The following is a 20462-nucleotide window of genomic DNA, read 5'->3' on the forward strand; positions in this document are numbered from 1 at the left end:
CCATAAAGGAGTGAACCTATCATGCAAGAATGGTTTGCCTCGCACCCGCTCATCTCCTATATTGTCATTTTTGTGCTGATCACCTACGTTTACAACAAGGTATTCCGTGTAAAGCAGAAGCTTCCTTTATTAAAGGAAATTCTGCTGTATATCTTGATGGCCTTGGGTTCGGCGATACTGCTTGTGTTTCAGATCGACAAGCTGCCGATTATCCAATGTTTGTTAGTAGCTGTGGCATTGATGCTGATGGTGCGTATTCGTTACTTTGTTGAAGATCGTCAGAAGAAAAAGTCCCAGGCTGAGCCTAAGTCTTAGGCCTTGTAGAAATTTAGCAGCTATGGCAACAAGTATACGGCAACTTTTTGTCAGTCCCCATCGTTTATAAGAGAGAGAAGTCAACAACCATGGTCCGGTAAATGCTTCGATATTTGAAGCGTTTATCGGACATTCATCTAATTTGAATGAAATCAGGTGTTATGATATGAATTCTAATCATACCAATCTCCCTCCGAGAGCCAAAAGTGGGGGGAAGGGCAAGAAACAGCCAGTGCCAAAAAAGAAAAAAAGTCCATGGAAATCATTTTTTAAATTTGTTCTTATCGTACTGTTAATCGCAGTCTTGGCAGCAGCAGGTTATGCCGGATACCTGTTCGTCAAGGGGAATCAGGTTATTGAAAAAAGCGGGATCGACAAGCCTGTAGCACCTGGACAATCCGCAAAAGAAAAGCCACTCACCGTGCTTCTCTTGGGTACGGATCATCGGCCGGAGACCGGAACTTATTTGACGGATGTGGTAATGGTGGCCACCATGCATCCGGAAACCAATTCGTCAACGCTGGTATCACTCCCTCGGGATACGCTGATTGAACTTGAAGGATATAAGTCATCCAAACTCAACGCTTATTATCCAAGGTTTAAAGCGGCATACAATGCAGCTGAGAAGAAGGAGCCGGGCAGCGGTATTCCGGCTGAAGAAGAAATGAAAGTGATGATGAGTAAATATCTTGGCGTTAATATCGACTATGTGACAGTTATCGATTTTCAGGGCTTCCGTGATGTTGTGGATACGTTCGGCGGTGTAGACGTTAACGTCCAATACAATATGTGCCATCGGGATTCGGTGGATGGAACTGATATTAACCTGACGGTGGGTCCGCAGAAGCTTGATGGCAAGAAGGCGCTAGATTATGTACGTTACCGCAAATCTATGAACTGTAGTCCGAAGACCAAGGAATCCAACGACTTTGATCGCAACGCTCGTCAAAGCGAGGTGCTGCATTCCCTGCTCGACAGGATGAAATCGTTCGGTGGCGTTACGAAGGTTGGCAATGCGCTAGATGCGGTTAGTGACAATATGACCACCGATTTCGAGCAGCAGCAGATCCGAGATTTGCTTATGACTTATTATGATATTGGAAAAGAAGAAGTTAAATTTATGCCAATAACCGGTGAGTGGAGAAGTCCTAACGTCTACATTAATAACGATGAACTGGACGCAGCAAGACAAGCACTGCAAGACGAACTTGCTGGCAAACACAATGCACAGGGGACAGAAGCGGATTCTAAAGCAACTCCGTGACAATTGAAGGCAAGTTTTATCGTATGGTATAATACAATGTATCAGATGGAGATCATTGTACAGGAGGCCGAAGGAATGCCCTACCTCATGATGCATACGACACACCCATTCATCCACCAGAATCGGCAGACTGATGAGGATGCCCATGCGTTTGTGCGGGCAGAATCCATCCGCAGATGGGAAGCATGCAGATGCCATCCTTCTGATTCCATGTCCCAGATGACAGGTTCATTCGGCATGGATGTCAAATTTATACCAAATTCGGCACAGCACTCCGAATACGATACGGGTCATGTCTCCGATGCAGCAGCATTGCTGGTTCGAGGCGTTGTTATGACCATAGAAAAAAGCCCAGTGAGCATTCACGTGGGCTTTTTTGTATGAAATTTGGAGACGCTTGACGGACAAACTCGGCTTATGACGGATGAACCACCAATCCAAAGACGATTCATCGTCAGACACTGCTATTTCTTGTGCTGATGTTTGGCTGGCGCATGGTGGTTATTCGGTTTTACCGTCTGAGCTCCGACATCCTCGGCACTACCGTCTCTTGGCGTTACATCTTTAGGCAGCTGAGGGATGATGCGGCCTACGATGTCTGCAAGCTCGCTAGCAACGCCTGAGACTGGATGACCTTGCTGGATATGGCGGCCAAGTTCAGCTATGCGATTCGAAACGTCCAGATCAGCGGTAACAAGTGCGTTGGCACCTGCTGGATCCTTTTGAAGGGCTTCAGCGACTGTGTATTTGATGCTTCCGACTTCTGCACGATCTAAATCTCCATCTACATTAAGACCAACAACAGCGGTTTTACCCATGACTACACAGTTTGCGTTTTTCACGCCGGGCACACTTTCAGCAAGTGATTTCAGGTGATTTGCGGTAGTGGTATCAACTTTCCCGTTGTTGTCATTCACGTTGCCGACTCGCCCAGAATTGGTGTTATCCGGAGTTGTACCGTCTACATTGTTAGTGGTATAACCTCTGTTCCCATTCATGTTGTTAACATTGTTCACTGTGGTTCCATTGGTTTTATTACGAGGAGAGGGTGATGCATTGTGATTTGGTGTCCCGCAGCCTGCGAGCAAAAACACCGTTAGCATGATGGATAGAGCAGCTCTCATGGATTGATCTGTCCTTTCGTAGTAGAGTTCACTAAATTACTCCAGTCGCTAAGCTTATTATGTCCGGGACGGAAAGGTTTATGTGTGTACCTGATGAAGAAGCAGTGGAGGGATAAGATGAAAAAAATATTTGTGCTGGATACGAACGTACTGCTGCATGATCCTCAATCGATCTATGCATTCGAGGAGCATGAAGTCATCATTCCTGCGGTGGTTCTTGAAGAGATTGACTCCAAAAAGCGAAATGCCGATGAGATTGGCCGTAATGCCAGAACAGTCTCCCGTTTGCTTGACGGGTTAAGAGAACAGGGGCACCTGCATGATGGGGTTCACCTGGAGAATGGCGGGACATTGAAGGTTGAGCTGAATCATCGGAGCTTTGTCAAGGTACAGGAGTTATTTAGCGAGGCATCCAACGACAACCGCATTCTGGCTGTCGCGTTGAATTATAAATTGGAGGAGGATCCAAAGGACACTGGAAGACCTGTCGTGCTGGTCAGTAAGGATGTGCTCGTTCGAATCAAGGCGGATGTGCTCGGATTAACGACACAGGATTATTTATCAGACCGGACGGCGGATCCAAGTGAATTGTATTCCGGATTCTCCACATTAAAGGTGCATCCTTCGGTCATCGATGAATTTTACAGCTACCGTTATCTGCCTATTAAACCTCTTCAATTGTCCTACCCGCTGTACCCGCATGAATTTGTTATCCTGAAGGACGAGATGGGTTCAGGGAAGTCTGCGCTGCTTCATGTAAATGAAGACGCAACAAGATTGGAGCCCCTTCATCTAAGCAACGAACCTGTATGGGGCATCAGCGCACGAAATGCCCAGCAGCGCATGGCGATTGAATTGCTTCTGAATGACGACATTCCACTTGTCACCATAACGGGGAAAGCCGGAACGGGCAAAACGCTGTTGGCATTGGCAGCGGGTCTGTCCAAGGTCGAGGATGAACATAAATACAAGAAACTTCTGATCGCACGCCCGGTCGTCCCAATGGGAAAGGATATCGGTTATTTGCCTGGTGAGAAGGACGAGAAATTAAGACCTTGGATGCAGCCGATATATGACAATCTCGAGTACCTGTTCGATACAAAAAAATCGGGAGATATCGACAAAATACTGATGGGGCTGGGCAGCATCCAGGTGGAGGCATTAACTTATATCAGGGGCCGCTCGATTCCGGGTCAATTCATCATTGTGGATGAGGCCCAGAACTTGTCCCGCCATGAGGTCAAAACGATTGTCTCCCGTGCTGGAGAAGGGAGCAAGGTCATCCTGATGGGGGATCCGGAACAGATTGATCACCCATATCTGGATGCCGTGAGCAATGGCCTGACTTATGTGGTAGAACGTTTCAAACAAGAGAGTTTAAGCGGTCATATTACGCTGACAAAAGGGGAACGTTCCAAGCTGGCGCAGCTGGCAGCGGATCTGTTGTAATCCTTATATTTCCCGAGAAATGATGATGAAGAATAATCATAATGATATGGGCTGCCTATGATTAGCGGGCAGTCCTATTTGTCTTCGGTTTTTAACAAAATATGGACTAGATAAATATTAAAAAAGATAGGACAAGAGCACTAGAAGTTTGGTAAAATAAGGGCATGTGCCTGCAGAAGGAGTGAAGATGGGATATGAAGCGGAAAAAATATTGGTTCCTGTTCGCCATTTTACTGTTGTCCTTATCCAGTTTATCTCCCAGTTTTGACTTCACTCACAATACAAGAAGAGAACCGCCGGGGGATGAGCCGATCCCTCCACAGCAAAGGCCGGATATTCCGGATCGTGATCTGGGTCCTGTTAAAGTCGGAGTTCAGTTGAACGGTGATGAGATGCGGCAGCTTAAAGCGATCAATGAGCGGTTTAAGGAGGAGACGGGGGCGGAGATTGAAATCGTTCCTCTGGAAACCAATGAAGAGCAGCTAGAGTCTTTTTTGCTTCAGATGACCCTTGGAGAAGGGCCCGACGTTTTATTGATGGATACACACTATATTAAAGCGCTTGCAATGAACGGCTATTTATTGCCGGTTGATGCATCGCAAGCGGTCATGCCTGGCGGCGATACCTTGAGCGGTCTTCTGCCGCCGCTGCAGTGGAACGGATATCAATGGGGGATGCCATTTGATATAGATCCCTATGTGATGACCTGGCAGGCCAAAGAGAAGGACGGTACTGTATTCAAAATGCCGGAGAGCCGTAAGGCGTGGCAGGAATTTTTTGAGCTACATATAGAAACCCCTGTGATCTCATTTGATCCGAATGATCCATATGCGTTCGGTGCAGCAGTCCACTTGTTGGAAGGTGATCCTTCCAAGCCGGAGCAAGAGGTGCTGGATATGCTGATTCACAACAGGAAGCAAATGATGGAAACGAACCAAGTCGAGGAGGATACTCCGAGGAACACTGAGGAACCGTCTTCTCCATCCTCTGGGAAGGGGGAGGCACCGGTGGTCATAGAACCCTATTCTAGCTTTTCAGACAAGGATACCGAAGGTTTATCTCTTGCCCTTGCGATGGGAAAGACCCATTTGAACACACCTGTCGTCCGGACGAGAAGTTTTGCGGTAGCCGCGCACACGGAATCCCCCGCCTTAGCGATGAAATGGATTACCTATATGACAGATAAAGATATTCAGCATGAATGGAGTAAAGACGTCGGAACTTTGCCGGTTGTTTCGGAGCTGTATGTTACGGGTGCAGCCTTAAGAGATCGGGGCATCTGGCAAAAAGTGGCCGTGCCGGCTCAAGTGCTGCTCTCCCGGAATGAAGCGGCTGCTCTGGAATTCGGGGATGCGGAAGGTTTTCTTACCTATTCCGAGTCGGCACGCCGATTGCTGCTTGGGGAAATGACGAGGGAAGAATATATGAGGTTGTACAGGTCTGATCAACACGAATAATTAAACGAACAAGCTGCCTATCCAGGGCAGCTTGTTCGTTTTGTCAGGACTACGGCACCAGAGAGAGGGGGCCCGCTATAAGTCCAGTTCCATTTTCACCACGAGTCTTTGGTCCTCGCTCGATACTTCGATTGCCTTCAAGAAGGACACCAGCTGTTTCGGATAAAAGTTCATGTCGAATTCTTCCTGCAAAGCTTTGCGGGTTGTATCCGGGAGTTCCAGCCGATTAAACACAAGTTTATCGACTTGAAACATGATGGCGTTCTCCGGTTCATTGATTACGGTGTATTTTCCTTCAATCAGCAGGGATAGATTGCCGCTTTCACCGGTAGCTGTCACCTTCCCGTCGTCAAAATGAAACGAAAAGGCATTAAAAATTTCATCCTGGGACCTCAAAAATGCGTTGAGATCATCCTCATGGATATCAATGGTGTACACCTTCCCGTTGGTTTTCAACATATTTTTGCTACCTTGGACAAATTGCGGCAGATTCTCCATGGCACTGGCCAGGGCCTGAAAGTGACGTTTCACCTCATACAGTCCTACATTCTCCCAATACCGTGTGAATTCTTCAATCAGCTTTTTCATCGCATCCGGGTTGCCGCTGGCTGTCAGAGCCCCGTCAACCTGCTTCTCAAGCGCAAGTACCCGCTCGCGCTGCTTGACAAGGCTGTCCTTTACATCCGCGAGCTGAGCGGCGTTTCGCGCTGCTTCAGCCTGGGCTGATGCGAGGGAGCGGTATTGATTGTTGTAAACCGTAAGCGTATCCCGGTCGTTCTGAATGATAATATCGTAGAAGTCCATGATTCGAAAAAAACCGGCTAAATCCTTGGCGGAAAACAGCATCAAGAATAAGTGATCCCGTTCTCCCATGTAATAAGACCGAAGAACAGCTCCTGCCCGATCCCGCCGGTCTTCAATGCGTGTGCCCATATCCTGAATCTTGATTTGCAGCTCATTCTGAAGCACCTGCAATTCATCCAGACGTTTGGTTATCCGTTCAATTTCATGATCAATCTCCACGATGGATAGGCTGTCCTCCAGAAGTTGGCGCGCCTCTTCCGAATCAGGCATAGCAGGACTTGTTTCCTGCTGCGAATATACCGCGACAGGAGCTGCAATGAAGCAGAACAACAGGGCGATGAACAGCAAGAACGGGAGGATCGGATATTTTACTCGAACATTCAAACGGGAGTCCTCCTTGAATGGTTGTTAGTCGAAAGGAATCCATCCGTTGTCCCTTCATGTTTAACCAATATATGACGTGTACGACTCAATTATCAATCCTTAGGAACTAAAAAAGCGATCCGGCAGCTAAAGCACCTGATCGCTTTTTTAAGTACTTGTTCTCTAAGCGCAAGGAAAACCCACCAGCGCAGCCTCAGGTTGTCCAGGTTGACCGCCGGCAGATCGATAAATCGCTTGCATGGTTATGCTTGTTAGAGTGGTTTGCCCATAATGAAGACCGTCCAATAGCTAAAGCCCGTGAAGGTCACGATCATATAAGCCCAGAAGAGAAGAATATAGGTTCTCTCCGTGAATTTCAAATATCCCAGGATCACGAAAAATGCAGTCTGCAGGAAGAAGAGCAGAGCCATTTCAATATGATCACCGGCAAAGGCCATTAACCCGATAGTCAGGGTGAAAAAGCCAAGGACTCGAAACATCCGTGCCACGATTATATCCTCCTCTCGTATGTACGCACATAATGCTGCTATGAACATTATAGCGTTATGGGAAAAACGTGTAAACGCCTAACTCAAGAAAACCCTTCATTTTTTATTATTATCCAGAAGCAGGGCATTGAATTCGTTAACAAATTCAGCTAATCGGTGGTTTTCCCTCCTGTAAGAGTATGATCTGTATCCAAAATGGAAATACATTTTAGTATCAAATAGATTCTATGAACTCTATGAGAGGCATAGAAATGAATTAAGCAGTTTTTATACCCTATTCAGCAGCCGGATTTACGGTATTGAAGACGGTTATTTTAGGATGTCGTTAGGAGGGTTTTATGGTATGTCAGCAGTGAGACAGGATGCATGGAGTGCAGAGGACGACCTGATATTGGCGGAGGTGACCCTGCGTCATATTCGTGAGGGCAGCACCCAATTGGCTGCCTTTGAGGAAGTGGGAGAAAGAATAGGCCGGACATCGGCAGCATGCGGATTTCGTTGGAACAGTTGTGTTCGCAAGAAATATGAGGATGCTATCAGTTTGGCGAAATCTCAGCGTCAGAAGAGAAGTTATTATAAGAAGCAGCCTTCCTTAAGCGGACCGCAGGTTGCTGGCTTGGCTGCTCCGGAACTGGAACAGGATGTATACAAGAATGAAGGTGCAAGTGAAGAAACGCTTTCTATTGATGCCGTCATCCGTTTCCTTCGTCAATGGAAGGGTGGGCTTCAGGAAAGTTCGCGTCAGTATAAATCGCTTGAGAAGAGTTTGCGTGAGAAAGAGGATGAGCTCGACAAGGCTTCGCAGTGAGAATCAACGTTTGCTAAAGGAAGTAAGCGAAGTGAAAACTGACTATCATGTTGTCAATGATGATTATAAGGCATTGATTCAGATTATGGATCGGGCACGAAGATTGGCTTTCTTAAACGAAGAGGATGAGGAACTTAAAACTCGCTTCAAAATGGATGCAAACGGTAATCTCGAACGAATCGAATAGGAAAAAAGGTTGTTTTGCTATTCACCGTAACCCGCATTAGTGCATTTCATGCGCTTTGGCGGGTTATTTGTGCGTATAGGAGATTATTCTGATATATACTAGGGCTAGTACGTAACGTTTGATTACATTTGGAGGATTCACATGAACATGAATATACATATCATCGGTGCAGGCTCATTGGGCCTGTTATATGCAGGCAAACTTGCGAGCTCCGGCTGCCGTGTCACGTTATGGTGTCGCAGTGAAGAGCAAGCGGACATGCTGAAGGCTTCAGGCATCACCATCGAGGAAGGTACAAGCCGGCACAAGCGGATGGATTCCAGCTCGCTCACGGTCTGCACACTGTCTTCCTTTGCCGAGCGAGGGGCTGCAGCCGATGCGGACTATCTGTTTCTGATGTTGAAGCAGCAAGGGATCGAAGATCTGGCAGCCCGGGTGCTGGCTCCATATGGTCAAGACCATCGCAGGCTGATCTGCTATCAGAACGGGACGGGGCATCTGGAGCGGCTTCAAGAACTGCTGCCTGCATGGACACTGTATGCGGCCATTACAACAGAGGGAGCCAAACGCACAAGTCTCGTATCTGTATTGCATGCTGGCCGCGGAACGACGACAATCGGCAAATTCATGCCCGAACAGGACTCTGCAAGCCCAGTTTCAGAGGGAAATGATGAAAATGAGCTCGTTAAACAGCTGAATAGAGCAGGATTTGAAGCTTTTTTGTCGAATGAAATGGATGTGATGATCTATCGTAAACTGCTGATGAATGCGGTGATTAACCCTTTGACTGCATTGTGGCGGATTCCTAATGGAGAGCTGTTATCATCGCCCGAACGCGTCAGGCTGATGCAGCAGCTTTATGATGAAGGGATCGCCGTATATAAAGCGGGCGGCATTCCTTATGGGAGCAGGCTCTGGGAATGGATTGTAGCTGTCTGTCAATCGACTTCGGGTAACACGTCTTCCATGCTAAAGGATGTTATGGACAGCAGAACGACCGAAGTGGCCTGGATTAACGGAAGCATTGTAGGCCTGGGGCGTAAATATGGCATTGCGGTGCCAACACACGAGCTCATTGTGCAGCTCATTGAGGGGATGAATACATAGGGGGGTTTAAGCATGGGGTTCTTGCAGGGTGTGTTTAACACATTAAGTCTATTACCGTTCATTCCATTTATCCTTGTTTATATGATCGTCTTGCAAAGAAACAAAAATCGAAAACAAGCGTTTGGGCTGGCTATGGATGTCACCACTTTTTTCCTGCTGTTTTCGGTATCCGCCTTGTTTAATAATACGTTCCAGTCCAAATCCGGGTTCTATCTTATTCTCCTCATGCTGCTTATTGCAACTGGGCTAATCGGAAGTGCGCAGAACCGCTGGAAGGGCAAGGTTAACGGCAAAAGACTGGCGAGAGCCGTCTGGCGGCTTGGCTTCGTTGCTATGAGTTTCGGTTACGTAGTTTTCACATTTTTTGGTATCCTTTCATACATAATTAAAGTTACGTAAGAACAATCTAATAACTAGAATTCAATGATAAATCTGTTTGATCCTTGGGTCAGGCAGATTTTTCAATTTATTGATTTCTGGATTTTTTTGACCACTGGTTGTATAATCGATAAGCATATACCTAAAATCTATGAGGGGGATACCGCAAGATGAAGAAACACAAAAAATTACTGCTTCTTATGACGCTTATTCTTGCTTTCAGCTCCGTGTTGGCAGCATGTGGAGCTGACAAGAACGAAGGCGCCGATAATGGCGGAACGGACAAGCCTAAAGAGCAGGTCTTCCGCATGAACCTTGCTTCCGACCCTCCTACATTGGATCCGGGCTTGGCTCAGGATAACACATCGAATACGGTAATCAGTTCTGTATTTGAAGGTTTGGTTCGTAAAGGTGCGGACGGCACCGAAGAGCAAGGCGTAGCCGAAAAATGGGATATTTCTGAAGATGGACTGAAATATGTCTTCACCCTTCGCCAAGATGCCAAATGGAGCAACGGCGATCCAGTAACAGCAAAAGATTTTGAGTATGCTTGGAAACGTGTACTTGATCCAAACTTTACACCTGCATCACCATACGCTTATCAGCTGTATTACATCAAAAATGCTGAAGCTTACAATCTTGGAGACATTAAAGACGCTAATGAGGTTGGCGTAAAGGCAACTGACGATTATACATTGGAAGTTACACTCGAAAACCCTACACCTTACTTCCTCAGCTTGATGTCATTCCAAACGTACTTCCCGGTTCACAGCTCCGTTGAAGGAAATGCTTCTTGGGCAACCAAGCCGGATACGTTGATCGGTAACGGTCCGTTCAAGGTTTCACAAATGACTAAAGGTCAAAAGATCGAGCTTGTGAAGAACGACCAGTACTGGGACAAGGATTCCATCAAACTTGAAAAAGTTCAAATGAGTATCGTAAACAGCTCTGCTACTGAACTTTCAAGCTATCGTAACGATGAGCTGGATTATGCAGGACATCCAACAGGCAACATCCCGACGGATCAGCTGAGTGCGATCAAGAAGGAACTTGGCGATGAGCTGATGATCAAAGGTATTTCATCGACGTATTTCTATATTTTTAACACTACCGAAGAACCATTCGACAATGTAAACATTCGTAAAGCATTCTCGATGGCGATTGACCGTAAGGCAATTGTAGAAAAAATTACGCAAGGTGGACAAATCCCTGCATTTGGTTTTGTTCCTCCGGGTATCAAGGGTGAGTCCGACGAGTACCGCACAGAGGTACCGGATACTTACTTCCAAGAAAATCTTGAAGAGGCTAAGAAACTGCTCGAGCAAGGTATGAAGGAAAAAGGCTATACCACATTGCCTGAAGTTACTCTGATCCACAACTCCGATGACAACCACAAGAAAATTGCACTTGCGATTTCCGATATGTGGAAGAACAATCTCGGGGTTAATGTGAAAGTTCAAAACCAAGAGTGGGGCGTATTCCTGAAAAACCGTACGGATCTGAACTATCAAATTGCACGTTCCGGTTGGGGAGCAGACTATAACGACCCGATGACTTATATCGATATGTGGACATCCAATGGTGGTAACAACGACACCGGCTTCAAGAACGAAGAATATGACAAACTTGTGAAAGATGCTTATGCTACTAGCGATAATGCTAAGCGCATGGAGCTGATGTCCAAAGCCGAGAAAATTCTTGTTCAAGACAACCAGGTTGTAATGCCAATTTACTACTACTCCAGTGTGTCCCTGGTTAAACCATGGGTGAAAAACCTCCATCTGGATTATAAAGGTGATATCGATTTCACACGTGCATATATCGAGTAGTCTTTTGTAAACCAATTATAAAAGGTTACGGTTCGGGATATATATGTGGGGCATTCAAACCTCATATATATCCCGATTTTTTTGTATGAGCGCAAGGTTTCCAAATCTTGTGTCCGTTGGGGAAAGTTAAGGGATGCTCAATCCGTTCTGGAATTATACAATTGTATAGACGGCTTGGTTTAGAACAACTGATCAGGAGGCTAGCGAAATGCTGAGGTATGTGGCGAGTAAGTTTTTTTATATGCTTGTATCGTTGTTCATACTGATCTCAGCCACTTTTTTTCTTATGAAAGCCATACCGGGCGATCCGTTTATGGGAGAGAAAAAGCCATCGCCTGAAATTTTGGCGAGGTTGATGGAACAGTATGATTTAGATAAACCGTTGTTTCAGCAGTATACGAAATACTTGGGAAACATCGTCCAGGGTGATTTTGGTTTGTCCATGAAGAAACAGGGACAATCCGTTACTGATATTATTGTCGACACGTTCGGGCCTTCACTGCGACTGGGTCTCATCGCGATTGTCGTATCCGTTATCGTGGGTGTCCTGCTGGGGATGCTTGCAGCACTGTATCACCGCAAGCTGATTGACAACATCGCTATGATTGTCTCGGTGTTGGGAATCGCGGTGCCGAGTTTTGTACTCGCATCCTTGCTGCAGTACCTATTGGCGGAGAAGGCAGGCATTTTCAATGTCATGGGCTTTGAAGGACCGCTTGATTACGTGCTTCCAGTTATGGCGTTATCTGCTCAACCGATTGCATTTATTGCCCGTTTGACACGATCCAGCATGCTGGAAGTGCTGCACTCGGATTATATCAAGACGGCGAAGGCGAAAGGACTTAATTGGTTTGCCATTATGTTCCGTCATGTTATCCGAAATGGTATTTTGCCGGTCGTAACCTACGTCGGCCCGATGACAGCAAATATTATCACGGGTTCGGTCGTTATTGAACAGATCTTTGGTATTGGCGGCATCGGTAAGCAGTTTGTTGAAAGTATTACAAACCGTGATTATACAGTGATTATGGGTATCACCATTTTCTACGGCATCTTGTTGATGCTGGCGCGTTTCATTACGGATATCGTGTATATATTCGTTGATCCACGTATTAAATTGACCGGCGGGAAGGAGAGGTAGACATGGAGAAAGAACAAAGTATGCCTCATCCTGCGGCACTAAACCTGAAGCCTGAAGATTTTCAGAAGATTGGTCCTGATGAGAAACAATCTGAAGTAATACAGCGTGAAAGTTTATCCTCGTGGAGAGATTCCTGGGAGAGATTGCGTAAGAACAAGCTAGCGATGGCCGGTTTGATTATTATGATCCTGATTGTCGTCATGGCGATTATTGGCCCGATGATCTCTAATTATGACTATGAAACGAATGATTTGATGAATACGAACATGCCGCCTTCATCAGAACATTGGTTTGGAACCGACGACCTGGGACGCGATGTTTTTGTACGTACCTGGATGGGCGCTCGGATTTCATTGACCGTTGGTCTTGCAGCAGCTGCGATTGACTTGATGATTGGTGTTATATATGGCGGCATCATGGGATACTTCGGTGGCCGTGTAGATGAGTTTATGAATAAGTTTGCAGAAATTCTGTATTCCATTCCATATCTGCTTGTTACGATTTTGCTGCTCGTTGTATTCGAACCAAGTTTAGGGACGATCATACTCGCCTTAACCATCACGGGATGGATCAATATGTCCTGGATTGTAAGGGGCGAGATCATGCAGCTCAAGAGCAGAGAATATGTACTTGCTTCTCGCTCCATGGGTGCGGGGACTTCCCGCCTGTTGTTCCGGCATCTGATACCCAATGCGATGGGACCGATCATCGTTACGTTGACCTTGTCGGTGCCTAGTGCAATCTTCGCCGAAGCCTTCCTGAGTTTCCTTGGTCTTGGCGTTCAAGCTCCGGTCGCTTCTTGGGGCTCCATGATTAATGATGCGCTGTCCGGATGGATGTACTATCCATGGCGGATGTTGTTCCCTGCTCTATTTATCAGCTTGACGATGTTAGCATTCAACATTTTCGGTGATGGACTGCGTGATGCTCTTGATCCGAAATTGAAAAAATAGGAGGTGGGAAGGTATGGAACCGATCTTGCAGGTGAAGGACCTCAACGTATCGTTTCGTGTTCGCGGCGGTGAAGTAAAGGCTGTGCGCGGCATGAATTTTGAAGTCGGCAAGGGGGAGACGGTTGCCATCGTCGGTGAGTCCGGAAGCGGTAAAAGTGTTACTGCCCAGACCATTATGCGATTGATTCCGTCCCCGCCCTCAGAAATTAAAAAAGGAGAGGTCATTTTCCAAGGACAAGACCTTCTCAAAAAAACCAATAAACAGATGGAAGCGATTCGCGGCAAGGATATCGGAATGATTTTCCAGGATCCGATGACCTCGCTCAATCCGACCATTAGAATAGGGAAGCAGATCACGGAGGTGCTGGTTAAGCACCAAGGGATGTCCTTCTCGGAAGCAAAAAAACATGCGATTGAAATGCTGAAGCTGGTTGGCATCAAAAATGCCGAGGAACGCTTCAATCAGTATCCGCATGAGTTCTCCGGCGGTATGCGCCAGCGTGCGATGATAGCCATCGCGCTTGCATGCAAGCCGACCCTGCTGATCGCCGATGAGCCGACAACGGCACTCGACGTTACCATTCAGGCACAGATTATGGATGTTATGAAGGAAATGCAGGAGCGCCTCGGAACATCGATCATTCTGATCACGCATGACCTTGGTGTGGTTGCCGGAATGTGTGACCGTGTTATCGTTATGTATGCAGGTGAAGTCGTGGAAACCGGAACGAAATGGGAGATATTCAAAAATCCCCAGCATCCTTACACCAAAGGCCTGCTTCGTTCGATGCCGCGTCTGGATCAGAAAAAAGACGAGCCGCTTATTCCGATTATCGGAACACCGCCGGATCTCATTAAACCTCCGGTAGGCTGTCCGTTCGCTGCGCGCTGTGATGAAGTCTATGAGAATTTGTGAACGGGTAGATCCGGGACGCAACGGAATTCAGTGACACGCATATGGCGCGCTGCTGGAATCTGCATCCGATGGCGAAGGAGGCGCAAGGTTCATGAAGGATAACCACTTGATCGAGGTAAAGGGCCTTAAGAAGTATTTCAATGTCGGTAAGGGCAACATCCTTAAAGCGGTCGACGACTTGAATTTTTATATTCGCGAAGGCGAGACGCTTGGTATGGTGGGAGAGTCCGGTTGCGGCAAGTCAACAGCAGGACGGACGATTCTGAGGCTCTACGAACCAACTGCCGGCAGCGTTAACTTTAACGGAACCGACATTTACAAGCTGTCTCCGGGCAAAATGAAGGCGATGCGCCGTGACATGCAGATGATTTTCCAGGATCCGTATGCCTCGCTGAATCCAAGATTTACGGTTTCGGATATCATCGGAGAAGCACTGGATATTCACGGAATGGCAGGCAGCCGCGCCGAGCGCAAGAAGCGGATCGAGGAGCTGCTGGATATGGTTGGCTTGAATAGTGACCATTCGACGCGTTACCCTCATGAATTTTCTGGCGGTCAGCGTCAACGGATCGGGATAGCCCGTGCACTTGCGGTTAACCCTAAATTCATCATTTGTGATGAACCGATCTCAGCGCTTGACGTTTCCATCCAGGCGCAGGTTGTTAACTTGCTGAAGGACTTGCAGGATCGTCTTGGCCTGACTTATCTCTTCATTGCGCATGACTTGTCCATGGTTAAGCATATCAGTGACCGGGTAGTGGTAATGTACTTGGGTAAAATGGTGGAGCTGGCAGATAGTGAAGAACTGTATGCGAATCCGATCCATCCGTACACCAAAACATTGCTGTCCGCGATTCCGATTCCGGATCCGGAAATCGAGGCAAACAAAAAACGTCTCAAGCTCGAGAATGATATGCAGGGACCGATTTCAGCAGCCAAAGGCGAGGACGGAACCGTCCAGCTGGACGTGAAGGATTCGGAGCTGGTAGAGGTATCTAAAGGACACTGGGTTGCTAAAGCCTACGCTTAAAGCGCGCTTGTCCTAAATCCAGAAATGCTGATCTCTAGAATAGCCGCCGGCTTGTATGCCGGCGGCTATTCTTTTCCTTTGACGCAGAATGCCAACATTCGGTACAATCAAGAAAGGCTAATCATATATAAGAAATTCGAGTGCTTAACAATCTAGATTTGGTTGCGACGCAGAATAGGAGGCAGACCTCATGAATATCGTTCCGGAACCATTGTCCCTCGCTTCGCGTCTCGCTCAGGATTATATTCACCACTTCGAACGGGTAAGCGGGTTCTATGGTGAAGATCATCGCAGCGAGCACGGCTATGCCGAGCGGGTAAAATGGCTGGATCTTTCCGAAGATAAGCGAGTTCAGCGTAAAGTGCTGGTAGACTGTCTTCGTACGTATAATCAGCTACACAATGATCATCCCGCCGTACATACATCACTCCAGCTTCTGGAGCAGCCGGGAACGGTAACCATGGTTGGCGGACAGCAAAGCGGGCTGTTCACTGGACCCCTGCTAGTTATATATAAAGCGATTACCGTCATTCAAGCCGCCCGTGAAGCGGAGGAACGCTTGAATCGTCCCGTTGTGCCTGTGTTCTGGATTGCTGGGGAGGATCATGACTGGGATGAAGTGAATCATACCTTTTTCCTACGTCAGGACCAGCAGATTTCCAAAATCAAGCTCGACGCAAAGGATGGGCTTAGAACGTCTGTCAGTTACACTGGCGTTGCCGAAGAGGATTGGAATTTGATGCTGTCAGAGCTTCAAACGAAGCTGTCAGACAGCGAGTACAAGGCAGATATATTGAAGCTGGCACGTGATGCGTGTAACGGCTCGAGGGGGCTCAGCGAGGTCTTCGCTAAACTGATCAACCGTTTGTTTGGCAAATATGGCCTCATACTGCTGGATTCGGCGGACCCCGGACTTCGGGCGCTGGAAGTACCTGTATTCGAATCGCTGATCACTCACAATGAAACCTTAGGACTTTCGTATCAGCAGGCTGCAAGGGATATCAAGGGACTTGGTTATGATGTTCAGGCCGATGTTTCCGAGAATGGGGCTAACTTGTTCTACCTGCATGAAGGCAGGCGCTTGCTGCTGTACCGGGAGGGGAATGTATTCTCAGACCGTAAAGGCATGGTTACGCTCACAGAGCAGGAACTTCTTCGAGATTTGCATGCGCATCCCGAGCGTTTCAGCAACAATGTGCTGACTCGCCCAATTATGCAGGATTGTCTGCTGCCTGTGCTGGGAACGATACTCGGTCCGGGGGAAATTTCTTATTGGGCGATTACGCGTTATGCCTTTGCTGATTTAGGTCTGCAGATGCCGCTGATCATACCGAGAATGTCGTTCTCCATCGTAGACGGAACCGTCCATAAACTCATGGAGAAATATGAAATATCCTTCGAAGATGTTCATAACCGCCTCGACAAGAAGCGCGAGACATGGCTTGCGAGCAAGGACGAACTGAATCTGGAGGATCGATTCAGCAAGACCCGTGAACAATTTGAAGCTGTATATCAACCCTTAATAGAAGATCTTGGCAGAATGCAGTCAGGACTGTTAAAATTAGGATTAACCAATAAAGATAAGATATTGGAGCAGATGGATTACCTGTTGAGTAAATCCCGGAATGCATTGGAACAGCAGCATGAGGCCGCCTTGGCACAGTGGAAGCGGATCGAGCAAACGCTGTTACCGGAAGGCAAGCCTCAGGAGAGGGTGTACAACATCCTTGAATACATGAATCGTTATGGATTGAATCTGGTGGATAGCCTGATGGAAATCCCATACGAAAGTTCGGGCATTCACCGGGTTGTTTACGTATAATGAGCAGGAATTCAATCAGATCACGGGAGGCTGTTAATATGAGCTCATCATCAATACAAACCAGCAATATTACCGACTTGAAACTGGCACCGGAAGGCCATCTGAAAATTGATTGGGTGCAGGCGCATATGCCGGTACTGAACCGGGTGCGCGAGCAGTTCGAACAAGAACAGCCATTCAAAGGCTTGAAAGTGGCCATTTCCTTGCATCTGGAAGCGAAGACAGCTTACCTGGCAAAGGTCATTCAGGCTGGCGGAGCTGAAGTGACCATTACCGGCAGTAATCCGTTGTCTACGCAAGACGATGTATGCGCTGCGCTGGTAGAAGACGGAATCACGGTGTTTGCCAAGTATAATCCGGATCCGGCAGAGTATAAGCAGCATCTCATTTCAACTCTGGAGACAAGACCGGATTTGATCATTGATGATGGCGGGGATCTCGTAACAATACTCCACTCGGAGCGCACGGATCTGCTTGAAGGAATCCGGGGTGGTGCCGAAGAGACTACAACAGGAATCCTGCGTCTGAAGTCGCTTGAGAAAGAAGGCTCTCTGAAATTCCCGATGGTCGCTGTAAATGATGCGTATTGCAAATACTTATTTGATAACCGGTACGGAACCGGGCAATCGGTTTGGGACGGAATCAACCGGACAACAAATCTGGTTGTTGCAGGCAAAACCGTCGTCGTTGTAGGGTATGGCTGGTGCGGCAAAGGCGTGGCTATGCGCGCTAAAGGTCTTGGCGCCAACGTCATTGTGACCGAGATTGATCCTATTAAGGCGGTTGAGGCTTACATGGATGGCTTCCACGTTATGCCGATGCGTGAAGCAGCGAAGCTGGGAGATTTCTTCGTCACGGTGACAGGCAACCGGGATGTAATCAGCGGGGAAGATTTCGATGTCATGAAAGACGGAGCGATCCTGTCGAATGCCGGTCATTTTGATGTAGAAGTCAATAAGCTGGACCTCACGGAACGTTCCAAGTCGGTTCGTACGGTTCGACGCAATATCGAGGAATATCATCTGAACGATGGCCGCAAGATTTATCTGCTTGCAGAAGGCCGCCTTGTGAATCTTGCGGCAGGAGATGGGCATCCCGCAGAAATCATGGATATGACGTTTGCGCTTCAGGCGTTGTCGCTTAAACATGTGAATGATCAATACCAGCGTATCGGTAACCGTGTCGTTAATGTTCCATACGAATTGGATCAACAGGTTGCATTATATAAACTGGAAAGTCTAGGTATCCAAATTGACAGCCTGAGCGATGAGCAGAAATCCTACTTGGACAGCTGGGCTCAGCACTAATACCGCAGCAGCTTTAGATCATTTGCAAACCTCCTTTTATTCCCAATGAGGAATGAAAGGAGGTTTTTTGTGCGGTGGTTCTGAGAGAAAGTTCCAAAAAAACAAATGCATCTTTGAAGGAATTTGATTCTTGACGCCGAATCTATTATCCTAAAGTGGTGGAAAGTGGTGCAAAGTGGGGAATCGGGGTTAAGGAGTGGAATGCCTGATGTTCATGGGGGAGTTTCAGCATAGCATCGACGATAAGGGGAGAATCATTATCCCTGCTAAATTTCGTGACCTCCTGGGCAATTCATTTATCGTAACCCGCGGTTTGGATAACTGCCTCTTTGTATACCCCCGAGATGAATGGGCCATCATGGAGCAGAAGCTTAAGTCCCTGCCGCTCATGAAGTCGGATGCACGCGCATTTACCCGGTTTTTTTTCTCCGGGGCGACGGAATGTGAATGGGATAAACAGGGAAGGGTAAATTTGCCGGGCAATTTGCGCGAGTTCGCCAAGCTCGAGAAAGAGTGCGTCGTCATCGGCGTATCGAGCCGAGTGGAGATCTGGAGCAAGGAGCAGTGGCAAAATTACTATCAGCAGTCGGAGGAAACATTTAACGACATTGCTGAGAAGCTGGTAGACTTTGATTTTGATCTATGACCAGCATGTGAAACTTTGTAAATGGACAAGTATTACTTAAAAATCATGAATGAGAAACAATGGAGGGCTGCAGCTTTGTTCCATCACATCACAGTGCTTAAGCAAGAAGCGACAGAAGGGCTGCGCATCAAACCAGACGGTATATATGTTGACTGTACGCTCGGGGGAGCAGGGCACAGCTCGCTCATTGCTTCCCAACTAAGTTCGAATGGCCGGTTAATCGCACTGGATCAGGACGACTGGGCATTGAACAATGCCAGGGAAGTCATGAAGCCTTACGTGGACCGGATTACCCTTGTCAAAACTAACTTTCGCGATCTGGAGGAGGTGCTCCGAATCGAAGTGGGAGTTGACGAGAACGGGCAGCCACAAGTTGACGGTATACTGTTCGATTTGGGCGTATCTTCTCCGCAATTCGATGAGGGGGAGAGAGGGTTTAGTTATAATCATGACGCCCCGCTGGACATGCGGATGGATCAATCCGCTGAGCTTACGGCAGCCAAGATTGTAAACGAATGGCCGGAACAGGAAATCGCACGAATATTGTACGAATACGGCGAAGAAAAATTTTCAAGGCGAATTGCGAAGGTTATTGTGGAAAGAAGGGTACAGGGTCCTATTCACACAACCGGAGAGCTTGTCGAAATGATAAAGGAAGGGATTCCAGCCGCAGCTCGGAGAACGGGCGGCCACCCAGCTAAACGCAGCTTTCAAGCGTTTCGCATTGCGGTAAATGATGAGCTCGGTGCATTCAAAGACGCGCTTCACCAAGCCGTGAGATGTCTTGCACCAGGTGGTAGAGTCTCCGTCATCACTTTCCACTCGCTCGAAGATCGGATATGCAAACAGATATTCAACAGTTACATTCCCAAGTGCACGTGCCCTCCTGATTTTCCGATGTGTGTATGCGGAGGCGGCCAAGGTGACCTGAAGCTGGTTAACCGTAAACCGCTCATCCCCTCAGTGGAAGAGATTGAGAGTAATCCAAGAGCACGATCGGCGAAGCTGCGGATTGCGGAGAAACTGTAGAACGTAAAATCCCTGAAGAAGGAG

At 47.4% G+C, this 20462-nt stretch carries 18 protein-coding genes and 2 pseudogenes; 17 read left to right on the plus strand and 3 right to left on the minus strand.

Features of this window, described 5'->3' with window-relative positions; all coding sequences use genetic code 11:
* Positions 1–21 precede the first annotated feature (21 nt).
* From PVOR_RS10065 to PVOR_RS10075, 3 genes are all read left to right on the plus strand, one after another.
* On the plus strand, positions 22–315 hold the full coding sequence (locus PVOR_RS10065; protein WP_006209052.1) for a YlaH-like family protein: 294 nt from the start codon (positions 22–24) through the stop codon (positions 313–315).
* A gap of 166 nt (positions 316–481) precedes the next feature.
* Positions 482–1579 (plus strand): LCP family protein, encoded by a 1098-nt coding sequence (locus PVOR_RS10070; RefSeq protein WP_006209053.1) that lies wholly within the window; start codon positions 482–484, stop codon positions 1577–1579.
* A gap of 3 nt (positions 1580–1582) precedes the next feature.
* Positions 1583–1963, plus strand: a complete 381-nt coding sequence (locus tag PVOR_RS10075; protein ID WP_040680429.1) for a hypothetical protein — start codon at positions 1583–1585, stop codon at positions 1961–1963.
* An 80-nt stretch (positions 1964–2043) separates the two neighbouring features.
* Here the strand turns inward: PVOR_RS10075 and PVOR_RS10080 are convergent, their stop codons facing one another.
* Positions 2044–2703, minus strand: coding sequence for a YhcN/YlaJ family sporulation lipoprotein (locus tag PVOR_RS10080; protein ID WP_006209055.1), 660 nt, complete (start codon positions 2701–2703; stop codon positions 2044–2046).
* Between the two features lie 117 nt (positions 2704–2820).
* Here PVOR_RS10080 and PVOR_RS10085 point away from each other — a divergent pair, with 117 nt between their 5' ends.
* On the plus strand, positions 2821–4152 hold the full coding sequence (locus PVOR_RS10085) for a PhoH family protein (protein ID WP_006209056.1): 1332 nt from the start codon (positions 2821–2823) through the stop codon (positions 4150–4152).
* A gap of 194 nt (positions 4153–4346) precedes the next feature.
* Positions 4347–5609, plus strand: a complete 1263-nt coding sequence (locus PVOR_RS10090; protein ID WP_006209057.1) for an extracellular solute-binding protein — start codon at positions 4347–4349, stop codon at positions 5607–5609.
* Positions 5610–5684: 75 nt separating this feature from the next.
* On the opposite strand, the gene PVOR_RS10095 is transcribed toward PVOR_RS10090, so the two are convergent.
* Positions 5685–6797: a coiled-coil domain-containing protein gene (locus PVOR_RS10095; protein ID WP_006209058.1), complete on the minus strand. Its 1113-nt coding sequence runs from the start codon at positions 6795–6797 to the stop codon at positions 5685–5687.
* 251 nt (positions 6798–7048) lie between these two features.
* The gene (locus PVOR_RS10100) at positions 7049–7285 is read right to left on the minus strand and encodes a DUF2626 domain-containing protein (protein ID WP_006209059.1); all 237 of its coding nucleotides are present in this window, start codon (positions 7283–7285) and stop codon (positions 7049–7051) included.
* Positions 7286–7628: 343 nt separating this feature from the next.
* Between PVOR_RS10100 and PVOR_RS10105 the strand changes: the two are divergent.
* The 12 genes and pseudogenes from PVOR_RS10105 (at position 7629) to rsmH (ending at position 20438) form a co-directional block, all read left to right on the plus strand.
* Positions 7629–8280 (plus strand): annotated as a pseudogene (locus PVOR_RS10105) (RsfA family transcriptional regulator).
* A 141-nt stretch (positions 8281–8421) separates the two neighbouring features.
* A complete protein-coding gene (locus PVOR_RS10110; protein ID WP_006209060.1) occupies positions 8422–9387 on the plus strand; it encodes a ketopantoate reductase family protein in 966 nt (321 codons plus the stop codon).
* Positions 9388–9399: 12 nt separating this feature from the next.
* Positions 9400–9786 carry a DUF3397 domain-containing protein gene (locus tag PVOR_RS10115; protein ID WP_006209061.1) on the plus strand — a complete coding sequence of 129 codons (387 nt, stop codon included), beginning with the start codon at positions 9400–9402 and terminating at the stop codon, positions 9784–9786.
* Between the two features lie 149 nt (positions 9787–9935).
* Entirely contained in the window at positions 9936–11594 is a 1659-nt protein-coding gene (locus PVOR_RS10120) for a peptide ABC transporter substrate-binding protein (RefSeq protein WP_006209062.1), read from the plus strand.
* Between the two features lie 208 nt (positions 11595–11802).
* Complete coding sequence (locus PVOR_RS10125) at positions 11803–12735, plus strand: ABC transporter permease (protein ID WP_006209063.1); 933 nt, start codon at positions 11803–11805, stop codon at positions 12733–12735.
* A 2-nt stretch (positions 12736–12737) separates the two neighbouring features.
* On the plus strand, positions 12738–13688 hold the full coding sequence (locus PVOR_RS10130) for an ABC transporter permease (RefSeq protein WP_006209064.1): 951 nt from the start codon (positions 12738–12740) through the stop codon (positions 13686–13688).
* Positions 13689–13701: 13 nt separating this feature from the next.
* Positions 13702–14699 (plus strand): annotated as a pseudogene (locus PVOR_RS10135) (ABC transporter ATP-binding protein).
* Positions 14696–15634 carry an ABC transporter ATP-binding protein gene (locus tag PVOR_RS10140; RefSeq protein WP_006209066.1) on the plus strand — a complete coding sequence of 313 codons (939 nt, stop codon included), beginning with the start codon at positions 14696–14698 and terminating at the stop codon, positions 15632–15634. Before PVOR_RS10135 ends, PVOR_RS10140 begins: the two are co-directional and overlap by 4 nt.
* A 190-nt stretch (positions 15635–15824) precedes the next feature.
* Positions 15825–17456: a bacillithiol biosynthesis cysteine-adding enzyme BshC gene (gene bshC / locus PVOR_RS10145; protein WP_006209067.1), complete on the plus strand. Its 1632-nt coding sequence runs from the start codon at positions 15825–15827 to the stop codon at positions 17454–17456.
* Between the two features lie 38 nt (positions 17457–17494).
* Positions 17495–18763 carry an adenosylhomocysteinase gene (locus PVOR_RS10150; protein ID WP_006209068.1) on the plus strand — a complete coding sequence of 423 codons (1269 nt, stop codon included), beginning with the start codon at positions 17495–17497 and terminating at the stop codon, positions 18761–18763.
* A gap of 208 nt (positions 18764–18971) precedes the next feature.
* A complete protein-coding gene (gene mraZ / locus PVOR_RS10155) occupies positions 18972–19409 on the plus strand; it encodes a division/cell wall cluster transcriptional repressor MraZ (RefSeq protein WP_006209069.1) in 438 nt (145 codons plus the stop codon).
* 75 nt (positions 19410–19484) lie between these two features.
* Complete coding sequence (rsmH, locus tag PVOR_RS10160; protein WP_006209070.1) at positions 19485–20438, plus strand: 16S rRNA (cytosine(1402)-N(4))-methyltransferase RsmH; 954 nt, start codon at positions 19485–19487, stop codon at positions 20436–20438.
* Positions 20439–20462 lie beyond the last annotated feature (24 nt).

This window comes from Paenibacillus vortex V453, assembly GCF_000193415.1.
GTDB classification, from domain to species: Bacteria; Bacillota; Bacilli; order Paenibacillales; family Paenibacillaceae; genus Paenibacillus_AQ; species Paenibacillus_AQ glucanolyticus.